Here is a 13,606-nt window from a genome sequence, read left to right on the forward strand (position 1 = left end):
GGGTAGGGCGGTTTTCAGCAGAAATCCAGCTTTCTTGGGACTCATTTAATGTGCAAATGATCTGAACATTAAATTTTTGAGATATGAAAACAGCTACTACAACATTTGGTGTGCTCTTTTATTTAAAGACACAAAAGACATCTATGCAAGGCAAGGCGCCAATATGCGCCAGGGTTACAGTAAATGGAAAACGCACCGAGATTTCCGTAAAGCGTTCGGTAAACGCAAATGAATGGGATGAAAGAAAAGGAATGGCAAAGGGCAGCCGTAAAGAAACTGTTGAACTTAACATGTTCCTTAACCAATTCAAGGCAAAGATTATAAATACATATCAGCAGATGTTATTGAATGATTCAGCGATAGATGGACCTGCAATCCGCGATAAGGTAGTGGGTACGGATCATTTGGCACCAACATTATTATCCCTGATAGAATATCATAACGAGCAGCAGGAAATTAAACTTGCTCCGGGAACTATGAAAAACTACTACACAACGCAGCGGTATATCGAAAAATTCCTAAGAGAGAAATATTACAGGAATGACTTAATCCTTTCACAGCTTACGTATAAATTTATTCTGGACTTTGAACGCTACCTTTTTAATTATGTTCCCAAGGACCACCAAAAGCCACTGAATAATAACGGAATCATGAAGCATATTGAAAGGCTCCGAAAAATGATAAATATGGCTGTTAAACTCGATTGGCTGTCCAAAGATCCCTTCGCTAGTTTCAAGAAGCATTTTGATAAAGTGGAACGGGAGTCATTAAACAGCAATGAGCTAATATCATTAGCAAAAAAAGAGTTTACTATTGAACGGCTGAGGCATGTTCGGGATATGTTTCTCTATAGCTGCTACACAGGTCTTTCCTATATTGAACTCGCTGAACTTACCACAGACAAAATTGTGACAGGTATAGACGGAGGACTTTGGATATCTACAAGCAGGGCGAAAACAGATACAGGTGTACGTGTACCACTTCTGCCACAGGCAATAGAATTGATGGAGAAGTATAGAGATGATCCGAGGGCTCTGAATAACGGTACAGTCTTCCCCGTAATTTCAAATCAGCGAATGAATGGCTACCTGAAAGAAGTCGCTGACATCTGTGGGATAACCAAGACATTGACATTTCATATAGCACGTCATACTTTTGCAACTACTGTTACACTGAGCAATGGTGTACCAATTGAAAGCGTCTCAAAAATGCTGGGCCATACCAGTATTCGAACTACTCAGATATATGCAAAGGTTGTAGAGTGCAAGCTTAGTGAAGATATGCATAATCTTAAACAACGCATGTCTGCTAGAGGGTAAGACAATCAAAAAAAATAGAAAATTAAAAGGTGGTCGATATCGACCACCTTTTGTCTATAATATAGCAACTTCTTTTTTTCGGTAAAAGAGAGCCACAATCAGCCAAACATGGACAGCATTACTCTCCCAATCCCCTGATGAGTTTATTTTGTAATGGTTTATAAAAACTACTAAAATCTAAATTAGATATTGTTCAATGTAAAAGTGAGAATTATGAATGTAGATCTTATTACCAGGGATGACCTTGATAAATTTAAAAAAGAACTGTTAGAAGAAATTCGGAGATATCAGCAATATCCGCGGAAACAAGGTCAGGAAACTCGTGTATGGCTTAAAAGCTATGAGGTTCGTAAACTTCTAAATATTTCCGCTGGAACCTTGCAAAACCTGCGGGTGAACGGTACTATTCCCTACAACAAAATCGGTGGGTTAATGTACTATCGCTATGAGGATATCCAAAAATTAATGGATGGTACAAATTAACTCCAATTGACAACCTTATTTCTTAGGTTATTACTGTTTTATAAAATATTTTCCTTTGATGTTTTCTGCATAATGAAGATCATTTATTGAATCTCTTTCAATACAGATAGTCGTATTTTTATCATACCCAAAACATTCCACATCTAGATAATTCATTGGCTCCAATTTTACTCCACCAATAGTAGGCAAATTTTCCCTTCTAGAGTGTAATTTTAATGGATAAGACTTATTCACTTTTATTTCCTGCTGCTTTTCGACAAGTTCTTTTTTAGAAACTATTTTAAACAAGGAGTCGCCTCTTTTAGCGTAGATAAGGTAGTAATCATTAATAGAATCAATTTTATAGATTTTATATAAATTTTCACTTACTCTATTTGGAAGACTAGATTTACAACTTAAGGCAATAAATATTATAGCACTTACTGCAAGTATATAATTTTTCATAGTATGAATGTTTAAGGTAATGTTTGTATAATAACAGGATTAGGTGTTCCATATCTTGCTATAAACTCTGCACGAACTCCATTTGGATATCCTCCATTTGCAGCTTGCGGGACTACATTGTTATTTGCGTCATAAACTTCTTGCACCACTGATCCAGATTGAGGTGTAGCAGCATTATGCGCTTGTTGATAGACGGAACCTGCTTGGCTTGCGGGACCAGAGCTTACTCCACTTGCCTTCGAAAGTGTAGCCCCTTGATAAGCTTCGGTGACTTCATGTAGAGTATCTGCACCTGGTTTAGAATATGCTGTACTAAGAGTTGATAGTACGCCAGGATTAATTTCTTGATTTGCACTCACTGTATTACCGCCTCCTAATAAAGGGTCACCTGCTGCAACGGTATTACCCATGAAAGCACCACCTATATATAAATTTCCTGTTGATGTGGTAGTATTACTTGTTGCTGATACGTTAACAGTAACCGAATGATCATCAACAGCATTCATCAATTGTGCAGCATCTGCAGTAAGCGGACCAGTGCCACTTTGCGTATAACTTACTCTGCCTCCTGCATCCATTGCCAAAGTTAGTTGTCCTTGCACGGATCTTTGTAGTTCCTGTAAAGCTGCCTGGCTCTGAGCACCCGTAATGATAACATCATCAGGAGCCATGCCCGTCGGGTCGGTGTATCTTACTGGATTATTAAAAACAAATGAATATGGGGACCAGCTTGAGAATTCTTCGCTTAGTGGGTCTGGAGAAAGCCATCTGCTCGGCATATCACCTATAGGTCTTGCATATATACCATTTATAGTATCCTTATCTACATTTCCTACGATTTCTTTCCTATCTACATGAAACTTTACAGACCCTATTGTGACAATACTATCAAGGTCGTGCACTTCAAGATATTTTCCTTTACTTAAGGTTGCCACTTTTGCTTTATAGCCAAACTGCTTAAAAGGATTTGCTGCTTCAATATTCTTTTCACGACGGGATTTTTCTTCCTGCGATAATTTTTCCTGCGCTGACATAGAACCCGCAAAAAGAAGAAATAGTATTAAAAAATAATTTTTTTTCATTGATCTATTTTATTGTTTGTTAAAGGTATTCAATTTTTTGTTTTCGTACTTTTCTCTTTCAGTTTTTAATGATACGAGCCAATTAAGGTACATTTCTTCTGGCATGAAACGATAACCAATTTCATGGATATGTGCATATTCTTTTTCCAAAAGTTTAAAATCTGCATTTGCTTTTTTACTGTCTGCTTCATTTTCTACTTGCTTCTTATGAAGTTCTGCTCTTAAAATAAGTGCTGTTGCAAAATTTGGATATGCCCCAATCGCGGCATCAGCACATCTTATAAGGAAGAGACCGTCATTTTCAGGAAAGGATTTTTGATAAGCGTTTGCTAAATCTATCAGTAAAAGTGCTATACTTTCATTATTATTTAGAGCTTTCATATACACACCGTTTTTAATGGCATCCAAGTGGACAAAACCAGAGGCCATTAGCCATGAATCATTAGGAAATATTCCGCTGGTTAATTCAGTATTATACCATCCGTTCTTTTTATTTTGGTGCTTAATATAAACATGGTTTGGCGCTAAGGCTAGATGTGCTGTAGTTCCCTGTTCCTCACATAAAATCTTATACAAATAAGGTAATGAATGACAGTTCCCTTTGCGGGTGTACAGCAGTTTTGATACAAACATATTGCTTATGTCTTGATTTCCAAATACGTCATCGAAGTCATAACGGAAAGGGATATATTTATACTGTTTGTCTTTTATAACAATTGGAATACTGTCGCACATTACCTGATATGCAGCTGCCCACTTATTTACATCCTTTTTATCATTTTCCAGATATGCTAAAAACCTACCTTCTACAAGTGAGTTACACACAGCGGTGAGGATATGGATTTCTTTATCAACTTCAGCAATGTCCAGTTTTCCTTGCAGATATGCATTTTCGACTGAAAACACAGCCTGTTTGAAATTATATTTAGTACCGTCAGCCAGCATACTGTTAAGTGTGTTGAAGCTGTTCATGTATAGCGTTTCTTGGCTTTGTGCTACAGCAAACCCCGTGAATATAATATGTAAAAATAGTAGTAAATATCTTTTCATTAATCCTTTAATTGTTTTGTTGACTTAATTATTGCACCCTTAAATTGTTTTTCAATAACCTTAGTTTCTTCCCTTTGTTTTTCGCCTTTCATGGATTGAAGCCACTTCTGATATTCTTCCGGTGGCATGTTTTCATATCCTAAATTATCAATAACAGCATATTGCTTTTGCATTTCTTTAAGAAGTTCCACTGCTTTAGGATAATTGAGAATCTTTTCACGTTCATTACGATTAGAAATATCAATTCCTAATTGCTGCACTACATATTTCACTCGCACAGTAGCAAGATTTGCATTAATCATATTTGCTGATATGCTATTAGGATACAATTCCAGTGCCTTGTCGATAACACTTTGGGCAAATTCATCATACCCGAATTTATGAATATAGCCTTCAGCTAAATCTGAAAAGTGTTTTGATAGCAGCTCTTTTTTTGATAAATTTTCCATATAAATCTTATTCTGTAGGGCTTCTGACTTGATATAACCAGATTGAGAGATATAAGATTCTGTTGAAAACATTCCGTTAGTCAATTCAATATTATACCATTTTCCGCGATCATCAGGAAAGCGTATATATGAATGATTCGGTGATAGAGACAAATAAGCTTCCGCACCAATTTCTTCTGCAAGAATAAGGTATAATAGAGGCAATGAATGACACTGTCCAGAACCTGTGGAAAGAAGTTTGGACACAAACATCTTTGAATAATCTTTAACACCCATATAATCTTCAAAATCGTATTTGAAAGGCAAATGCGTTTGTTTCCCTAATTTCATTTCTTCCGAAAAAAACTGAAACAGTATATAGTTTTTTGCTGAATTGCTATTGTGGTCATATTTTAATTCTTTCATTTTAGCAGTCAGAAATTCTCCAGTATGATGTATAATTTGGTCAAATTGGGACTTATCTGCTTTGTTGTTGAAATAGGCATTTTCAATATCAAAATTTACACCTTTTACGGAAAAATTATTTACGTCTAACGTAAGCATCTTATCAAAAAGAATCTTATATGCTGATGTACCCTCTATGTTTGATTTAGATGGTAGAACGTAATGAATTTCAGGTCGTAGCTCATCTATGTCAGATTTCACACTGTACAAAGTCTCTTGACGAAACTTTTCATGCTGATCTACTTCGTTCATGATACGCTTATTCTGCTGTTGCTGATATGTATTACCAGATGATGTTGAATAATTTGATGTAGGTATAATAAAATTATCCATACTCGGTGAAATAAGAGTTGGAAGAGTTGGTTGAATTACGGGCAAATCTGTCTTGGGTACAGATTGCCCAGAAGCTTGTGCTGTATAAAGAAAAATGCAAAGGGTTATCTTAATAAGCTTGTAAATTTTGAAAAGATTATTATTTCTCACTTTATTCTTAACTTGGACGTACGTCCTACAGTATTTATTATTAGAACTCTGAATTTTGTCCTGTGAGGGATAAAGACAAAGAATATTTACAAAATTTTGGAGCCAACCTTAAGAAAATTCGCGAAGACAAAGGCTTTACTCAAGCCCAGCTTGCTATTGACAGCGATTTGGATATCTCCTATATCAGCCGTATTGAAAACGGCAGGATCAGTCCGTCCCTAATCTATCTCACGCATCTTGCTGACGCGCTTGGCGTGGATATGAAGCAGCTAATTGGCTTTTAATAGGTAAGACTTTTCCGAAGCGAACATACAAAATATTTTTACTATATCCTTACGGAAAAACCTCAAAAAGTAAAAATAAGTATTTTTACTTGGTTTCTTTACTCTTCATCTTCAGGTATTTCCCATCTTATGTCGTGGCAAACCTATCTCGTGCTCCTGCGGGTATGGCGCTCTGTGGGTCATGCTTATATCCTCGCGTATATTTCTATGTGCATCGTATTGTTTTTCATCACTTTCAGAATACCTTGGATCTGGTATAAAAGGCATTTTAGCCATCTTGGTTACTGTTATCGTAGGAAAGTGATAATCGACCTCAACATTTCCTAACAGGAGATAACATCCTCCTCCTTGAAAGGGATATTCTTTAAGACTGCCAGTAAAATGTGCGGTATCAAACAGTTCTCTCTCCACATCTATCCATGTTCCGAAAAACATTGCACCCATCTTTGTAGGAACGTGCTTTCGAGAGATCAAATAAGCCAGCATTTTTACCGTTTTTTTGTGATGTTGCAATAAGTCTTTTGCCATTACATCGCCTCGGAATTTTGTTTGTAGCAGATCAAACGGCGTGCACGAAACAGGAAAGCTTAATAATTCAATTTCATCGAAAGCATCTTCAAATCTTGAACGTTCTAAAACCGGGAGGTTGTATTCCTTGACTGGTTCCTGAAGAAGCATCAGGCTGCGATTTTCAGGTTTGAAATTAACCAGTATTAGCCTTGCAATGACTAATAACTGGTTCTTTGTTTTTCCTGTGAAACGGAATGCTCCGATAAATATTAATATTTGGATTCCTTCGATACCAATCGGTACTCTATTTATAAAATCTTCCAGTGATTTATATTCTCCATTTAACTGACGCTCGGTAACTATGTGCCCTGCTATTTTTGTTTCCAATCCTTCAAGATGCATAAGCCCAAGGTAAACGTCGACACCATAAAGTGTAGTTTCATATTCGCTTTTATTTACACATGGATTATGTATAGCTGCACCTGACATCCGGGCTTCATGCACATACACTTCAGTTCTGTAAAAACCTCCTTGGTTATTAATAACCGCAACCATAAATTCAATTGGATAATGTACTTTAAGATATAGGCTCTGATAGCTTTCCACTGCATAGGATGCTGAATGCGCTTTGCAGAAAGAATATCCAGCAAACGATTCGATTTGGCGATAAATTTCCTGGCTAAGTTCAAAAGGATGACTTTGACGCTCACAGCATTCAAAAAAATTATCTTTTACTTTCTGAAGGGCGGATTTTGACCTTCCTTTTCCGCTCATTGCTCTGCGTAATATATCCCCATCTGCAGCGGGAAGTCCTCCATAATGCAGGGCTATCTTTATTACGTCTTCCTGATATACCATTATGCCATACGTCTCACCGAGCTGCTGCCTAAATACTTCATGGAAGTATTCAAATTGTGTCGGGTTGTTGTGTCTGAAAATATATTCCTTCATCATTCCACTTTGGGCAACACCAGGACGAATAATGGACGATGCGGCCACAAGTATCTTGTAGTTATTACATTGTAGTCTTCTGAGAAGCCCGCGCATTGCGGGACTTTCGATATAAAAACAACCGATAGTTTTACCTCGACCTAAATATTGATTGCACAAAGCCTCATCTTTAGAAAGCGATGTATCCCTAATATCAACATTTATACCACGGTTCTTGCGTATCAGTTTGACACTATCATCAATATGTCCTATTCCGCGCTGGCTCAAAATATCGAATTTTTCAAAACCAATATCTTCAGCCACATGCATATCGAACAGTGCGATTGGAAATCCTTTTGGTGGCATTTCCAGCACTGTAAAATTGGTGATAGGTTCTTCAGAAATCAATATCCCACATGAATGCATACTTCTCTGATTGGGATACTTTTCAAGCATCATTCCGTATTCCTGAACCATCCTCACCACCTTATTATTATCGTGTAGTTCCAGCGGGTTTTTAGCAAGGGCATCAAGTTCCTCTTTTGGCAGTCCAAATACTTTTCCAACTTCTCTGAATATTGACCGATATTTAAACTCAACATTGGTGCCGCAGAAAGCAACGTGCTCGACTCCGTAACGGTTGAAGATATATTCTAATATTATATCACGTTCTTTCCATGACCAGTCAATGTCGAAATCTGGCGGGCTTTTTCGGTTTACATTTAGAAAGCGCTCAAAATACAAATCCAGTTCGATAGGACAGATATCAGTAATGCCTAGACAATAGGCGATAATGCTGTTAGCTCCGCTGCCCCTTCCTATGTGTAAAAAGCCCATACTGATACTATACCTAATAATATCCCATGTTATGAGAAAATAACCACTGAACTCCAATTCTTCAATGACTTTTAGCTCTTTGTCAACACGCTGTTTTGCAATAATATTATTAGTACCATATTTTTTGATCATTCCTTCCTGGGCTAGTTCTCTCAACCGTTGCATATCCTCATCGTGGCTGTTGGTGAAATATTTTTTATTGCGCGGGATTCCGAATTCATATTCAAAATTGCACCTTTCAATTATGTTTTGGGTATTCTGAATAATAGTAGGATAGAGCGTATATTTTTCCAATAATTCTGAGAGGGGCAGCATTGTTTCTGAATCATTACAATAATCCTCCGTAGTTAATTTTGACCCTATCACGTTTAGATCGACAGCACGTAATATTTTATGAAGGTTATATTCTTTTTTATTCCTAATTGTAACAGGATGAAGTATCATCATTTTATCTAACCTGTTTTTCCATTTTTCTTTATATAATAGAAGAAGTTCATCAGGCATTATCCCGATGTATTCGTTTTGTTGTAGATTTGCCGGGGCATTGCTTAAAGGATAAATTACGATAACATTCTCGAAGGCCGGCGCAATGACTGGAAGCGGTAAATCTTCAAAATTATGCTTTGTCAAAAATCGGTTCATTTCTCCTAAACCTTCGCGATTTAAGGCAAGACCAATATATCGTAATGTATGCTGGCAGCGAAATTCAATTCCTATGAGGGGCTTTATAGATGCAGCTTGACATAATTTAATAAAATCGTAAATGCCTGTTACCGTATTGATGTCAGTAAGTGCCATAGATTCTGCTTTGCATAGAACCCCCAGCTGTACCAATTCGTCAACCGGTATAGTGCCGTAGCGAAGGCTATGAAATGAATGGCAATTGAGGTACATGGCTTATTTTTTTCTTTTTAATATTTCATTTTTATTATAGGGCTTGAATGTTGCGCCGCCTCCACGCATTACTGCATCAAAACCATATCGGGTTTTCATTCTGTCCATTGCCTGGTACAACGAAAGCATTTCTTCGGTGTCTTCAAACATATTGATCTGATAAGTACCTCTCACCAGACCGCTGAAACGAATACCAATAAGTCGAAGGCGCATCCTGCGTTGGTAAAGTTTGTTGAAAAGGTCTGTTACATTCTTCATCAGTATATGATCTGCAGAAGTGTACTGAACTCTGCATTGTTTGGTTTCAGTATCGAAATTTGCATAGCGTATTTTAATGACCACCGTTGAGGTAAGCCAGCCTTCAGAACGAAGCTGAAAAGCCAATTTTTCCACCATACCCTGAAGTACTCTTTTGAGTTTGTCGAGATCTATTGTATCCTGCAAAAAAGTATGCTCTGTAGAAATTGATTTACGCTCCGTATACGGTTCAACTGGATTGTTGTCGATACCGTTAGCTTTTTTCCATAACTCGATTCCGTTCTTACCAATCATCTGCTGTAGTACCTCAGCCGGCATTTCAGAAAGTGTCTGGATATTTCTGACGCCTATGCGTGATAACAATTGAAAAGTGGCATCACCTACCATCGGTATTTTTCTAATAGATAATGGATTAAGAAAAGGTTTTACCATATCTTCAGGAATTTCAAGATTACCTTTAGGCTTACCTTCTCCGGTTGCAATTTTGGATACAGTTTTATTGACCGATAATGCAAAGCTAATCGGCAAGCCCGTTTCTTTTGTAACGGACTGAGCCAGCTCGTTAGTCCAAATGTATGAACCGTAGAATTTATCCATACCCGTTATATCGAGATAAAATTCATCGATACTGGCTTTCTCCATGACCGGGGCTTTTTCTTCTATAACCTCGGTAACTGCATGTGATAATCGCGAATATAATTCCATGTCACCTTTCATCACTTTTGCCTGCGGACATAAACGCAGCGCCATTTTAATTGGCATCGCTGAGCGTACGCCGAAAGTTCTAGCTTCATAAGAGCATGAAGCAACGACACCCCTTTCTCCTCCGCCAATAATCAGCGGAATACCATTCAATCTTGAATCAGTAAGCCTCTCACAGGACACAAAAAATGTATCCAGATCCATGGGCGGAATACATAAAGTATCTTTTTAAGACGGTTAGGAAATTCTTTGGCGAGGCAATAGTCGTTACGCAGGAAGTGGATGATATCATCCAATCTCCTATTGTAAAAGAAAGTATTATCAACAACTCCGACTGCAAAATCCTGTTGGACCAGCGCAAGTACATGAACAAGTTCGATGACATTCAGGCGATGCTCGGTCTAACCGATAAGGAAAAGGCACAGGTACTTTCTATCAATATGAATAATGATGCTTCGCGCCTTTACAAGGAAGTATGGATAGGCCTCGGTGGTACGGATTCAGCGGTGTATGCAACAGAAGTGAGCCTTGAGGAGTATCTCGCCTATACCACGGAAGAAACAGAAAAAATGGAAGTGATGCAGCTCGCATCAGAATTGGACGGCAATGTGGAACTCGCCATCAAGCATATTGCTATGCAGAGGCGCGAGAAAGCAAATCAGTAATAGATAATTAACAATTTAAATTAAAGAAAAATGAAAAAACTAATGTTCATGGTGTATGCAGCAATTATGCTTGCCGCAGCGCCCTCGGTAAAAGCGCAGTGGGTGGTTACAGATCCTACGAACCTGGCCTCAGGTATTCTCAACAGCGCTAATGAAATCGTACAGACTTCATCTACGGTATCCAATGTTGTTAAAAATTTCAAGGAGGTGGAGAAAGTGTACAATCAGGGAAAAGAGTATTACGACAAACTCAAAGCCGTAAGCAACCTTGTGAAAGATGCGCGTAAAGTGCAGCAGACCGTGCTTTTAGTCGGGGACGTATCGGAAATGTATGTTACGAATTTCGGTAAAATGATGAACGATCCCAATTTTACACCGCAGGAACTTGCGGCTATTGGTAACGGTTATTCAGCACTGCTCAATGAGAGTACCGAACTTCTGAAGGAACTCAAGCAGATTGTATCAGCAACGAATCTTTCTTTGAATGACAAAGAACGCATGGACGTAATCGACCGCGTTTATAAAGAAGTCAAGGAATATCACAGCCTTGTCCGCTACTATACCAGCAAGAATATTTCTGTCAGCTACCTGAGAGCAAAAAAGAAAAATGATGCTAATCGCGTACTTGAACTATATGGTACTTCCAATCAAAAATACTGGTAAAAATGGAATGGAATAATCTTCATGAAGTCCTTCGCTCGCTTTACGACGACATGATGCCGCTTGCCGGTGACATGGCTGCAGTGGCCAAAGGGCTCGCAGGACTGGGCGCTCTTTTTTATGTGGCATTGAAGGTTTGGCAGGCACTTAGCCGAGCCGAACCTATTGATGTATTCCCACTGCTACGGCCTTTTGCTTTGGGATTGTGCATCATGTTTTTCCCCACGATCGTCCTTGGAACCGTTAATGCAATATTAAGCCCGGTGGTTACAGGAACCCACACCATACTCGAAGACCAGGTGCTTGATCTGAATAAATTGCAGCAACAGAAAGACCAGCTCGATTACGAAGCAATGGTACGAAATCCCGAAACTGCCTATATGGTGTCGGACGCGGAGTTCGACAAGAAGCTGGATGAACTAGGCTGGTCGCCCTCAGACATTGGGACAATGGCAGGAATGTATATGGACAGACAGGAATACAAGATAGAAAAAGCCATTAAGGAGTGGTTCCGTAATCTTTTGGAAATACTTTTTCAGGCAGCGGCACTGGTTATTGATACTATTAGGACATTCTTTCTGATAGTCCTGTCCATCCTTGGCCCGATTGCCTTTGCTATTTCCGTGTGGGACGGTTTTCAGTCTACGCTTAATCAGTGGTTCACACGATATATAAGTGTCTACCTCTGGCTTCCTGTAGCGGATCTCTTTAGCTCGATGCTCGCCAGGATTCAGTCCCTGATACTGGAGCGTGACATTGAAATGCTCTCTGATCCGACATTCATTCCCGATACATCCAATACCGTGTACATCATATTTATGATTATAGGAATCGTAGGCTACTTCACTATTCCAACAGTGACAGGCTGGATTATCCAAGCCGGCGGCGCCGGGAACTTTACCCGAAATGTCAATCAGACAGCGATGAAGGCAGGAAATGTTACCGGAGCGGGAGCCGGTTCAGCAGCAGGAAATATCGGTGGCAGGCTGATGAGCAAACAAAATAACTAATACTAAAGAAAATGGAATTTAAAACGCTAAGAAATATCGAAAACAGTTTCAGGCAGATAAGATTGTATGCTATCGTGTTTGCTGTGCTCTGCACAGGCATTGCAGGATATGCCGTATGGAGATCTTACAGTTTTGCCGAACAGCAGAGACAAAAAATATATGTGCTGGACAATGGAAAATCACTGATGCTGGCACTCGCGCAGGATGCATCCATCAACCGTCCGGTTGAAGCAAGGGAACACGTAAGGCGCTTCCATGAACTGTTCTTTACGCTAGCTCCGGATAAAAACGCTATTGAGAGCAACATGAAAAGGGCATTTAATCTTGCCGATAAAAGTGCCTTTGATTATTATAAAGACCTCTCGGAAAAAGGATATTACAACCGTATCATATCGGGCAATGTACAGCAGCGTATCGAAATTGACAGCGTCGCCTGCAATTTTGAGAAGTATCCTTATGCCGTACGCGCCTATGCCAAACAGTTTATCATCCGTTCGAGCAATGTGACAAAACGTAACCTTGTTACGTCCTGTTTTCTGGTTAACTCCGTCCGCTCGGACAATAACCCGCAGGGTTTCAATATCGAGAAATTTTCCGTGGTGGAAAATAAGGACATAGAAGTCATTGAACGCTAAAAATTATGGGAGATGAAATATTTACTTGATTTAGACGCATTCGCAAAAACCCTGACTGATAAGGGGTATGACGGTTATTTCCATACTGAGAGCTGTTGCCCAGGCAAACTAAAGGATAGCATCATCGGATTTTTACAGACTTTGGAAAAAGGCATTAATGCTCGATCATCAACGAATTATCTGCATTTATCTACCTACCTCGAATGGAATGGCGAAGACAGGCCAAAGGTTGAGTGCAATATGCGGGTAAGATACGAAAACGGGAAATTCGATTTAGGGGATACAGAAATGTATTTAAAAAGAACAGACCGCTACGGGCATTTAATGAAGGAATCTAAACTGACAAACCTTACAGCAAGTTCGGTTCCGACAATAAAGGAGGCTATTGCCCAAGTGTCAGAAAAACCTAAAGAAGAGATTGCTCCGCGAAAAAAAGGGTTTAGAATGTGATAACCCATAATCTTTAA

13 protein-coding genes and 1 pseudogene are annotated in these 13,606 nt (G+C 38.9%); 8 read left to right on the forward strand and 6 right to left on the reverse strand.

Annotated elements, in window-relative coordinates:
* Nucleotides 1–83 precede the first annotated feature (83 nt).
* Together B3J44_RS19350 and B3J44_RS19355 are read left to right on the forward strand one after the other, a co-directional pair.
* A complete protein-coding gene (locus B3J44_RS19350; RefSeq protein ID WP_286970779.1) occupies nt 84–1,319 on the forward strand; it encodes a site-specific integrase in 1,236 nt (411 codons plus the stop codon).
* Nucleotides 1,320–1,532: 213 nt separating this feature from the next.
* A complete protein-coding gene (locus tag B3J44_RS19355; RefSeq protein WP_286970780.1) occupies nt 1,533–1,802 on the forward strand; it encodes a helix-turn-helix domain-containing protein in 270 nt (89 codons plus the stop codon).
* Between the two features lie 30 nt (nt 1,803–1,832).
* On the opposite strand, the gene B3J44_RS19360 is transcribed toward B3J44_RS19355, so the two are convergent.
* From B3J44_RS19360 to B3J44_RS19375, 4 genes are all read right to left on the reverse strand, one after another.
* A complete protein-coding gene (locus B3J44_RS19360) occupies nt 1,833–2,246 on the reverse strand; it encodes a hypothetical protein (protein WP_286970783.1) in 414 nt (137 codons plus the stop codon).
* Between the two features lie 11 nt (nt 2,247–2,257).
* Nucleotides 2,258–3,148, reverse strand: coding sequence for a type IV secretion protein Rhs (locus B3J44_RS19365; protein ID WP_286970785.1), 891 nt, complete (start codon nt 3,146–3,148; stop codon nt 2,258–2,260).
* Between the two features lie 189 nt (nt 3,149–3,337).
* A complete protein-coding gene (locus tag B3J44_RS19370) occupies nt 3,338–4,378 on the reverse strand; it encodes a hypothetical protein (protein ID WP_286970789.1) in 1,041 nt (346 codons plus the stop codon).
* Nucleotides 4,378–5,754 carry a hypothetical protein gene (locus B3J44_RS19375; protein WP_286970791.1) on the reverse strand — a complete coding sequence of 459 codons (1,377 nt, stop codon included), beginning with the start codon at nt 5,752–5,754 and terminating at the stop codon, nt 4,378–4,380. Before B3J44_RS19375 ends, B3J44_RS19370 begins: the two co-directional genes overlap by 1 nt.
* Before the next feature lie 62 nt (nt 5,755–5,816).
* On the opposite strand from B3J44_RS19375, the gene B3J44_RS19380 reads away from it, so the two are divergent.
* The gene (locus B3J44_RS19380) at nt 5,817–6,038 is read left to right on the forward strand and encodes a helix-turn-helix domain-containing protein (RefSeq protein ID WP_286970792.1); all 222 of its coding nucleotides are present in this window, start codon (nt 5,817–5,819) and stop codon (nt 6,036–6,038) included.
* 111 nt (nt 6,039–6,149) lie between these two features.
* On the opposite strand, the gene B3J44_RS19385 is transcribed toward B3J44_RS19380, so the two are convergent.
* Both B3J44_RS19385 and dinB read right to left on the reverse strand, forming a co-directional pair.
* Nucleotides 6,150–9,209, reverse strand: coding sequence for a DNA polymerase III subunit alpha (locus B3J44_RS19385; protein WP_286970795.1), 3,060 nt, complete (start codon nt 9,207–9,209; stop codon nt 6,150–6,152).
* A gap of 3 nt (nt 9,210–9,212) precedes the next feature.
* A complete protein-coding gene (gene dinB, locus B3J44_RS19390) occupies nt 9,213–10,373 on the reverse strand; it encodes a DNA polymerase IV (RefSeq protein ID WP_286970797.1) in 1,161 nt (386 codons plus the stop codon).
* A 2-nt stretch (nt 10,374–10,375) separates the two neighbouring features.
* Here dinB and B3J44_RS19395 point away from each other — a divergent pair.
* The 5 genes and pseudogenes from B3J44_RS19395 to B3J44_RS19415 form a co-directional block, all read left to right on the forward strand.
* Nucleotides 10,376–10,834: pseudogene (locus tag B3J44_RS19395) on the forward strand (TraG family conjugative transposon ATPase); the annotation flags it as partial.
* Nucleotides 10,835–10,864: 30 nt separating this feature from the next.
* A complete protein-coding gene (locus B3J44_RS19400; RefSeq protein ID WP_286970800.1) occupies nt 10,865–11,497 on the forward strand; it encodes a DUF4141 domain-containing protein in 633 nt (210 codons plus the stop codon).
* Nucleotides 11,498–11,499: 2 nt separating this feature from the next.
* Nucleotides 11,500–12,504, forward strand: a complete 1,005-nt coding sequence (gene traJ / locus B3J44_RS19405; protein WP_035649973.1) for a conjugative transposon protein TraJ — start codon at nt 11,500–11,502, stop codon at nt 12,502–12,504.
* An 11-nt stretch (nt 12,505–12,515) separates the two neighbouring features.
* The gene (gene traK / locus B3J44_RS19410; protein WP_286970803.1) at nt 12,516–13,139 is read left to right on the forward strand and encodes a conjugative transposon protein TraK; all 624 of its coding nucleotides are present in this window, start codon (nt 12,516–12,518) and stop codon (nt 13,137–13,139) included.
* 12 nt (nt 13,140–13,151) lie between these two features.
* Nucleotides 13,152–13,589: a hypothetical protein gene (locus B3J44_RS19415; protein WP_286970806.1), complete on the forward strand. Its 438-nt coding sequence runs from the start codon at nt 13,152–13,154 to the stop codon at nt 13,587–13,589.
* The last annotated feature ends 17 nt before the right edge of the window (nt 13,590–13,606 follow it).

Source organism: Flavobacterium sp. UBA4854 (genome assembly GCF_002399805.1).
Classification (GTDB): Bacteria; Bacteroidota; Bacteroidia; order Flavobacteriales; family Flavobacteriaceae; genus Flavobacterium; species Flavobacterium ginsengisoli.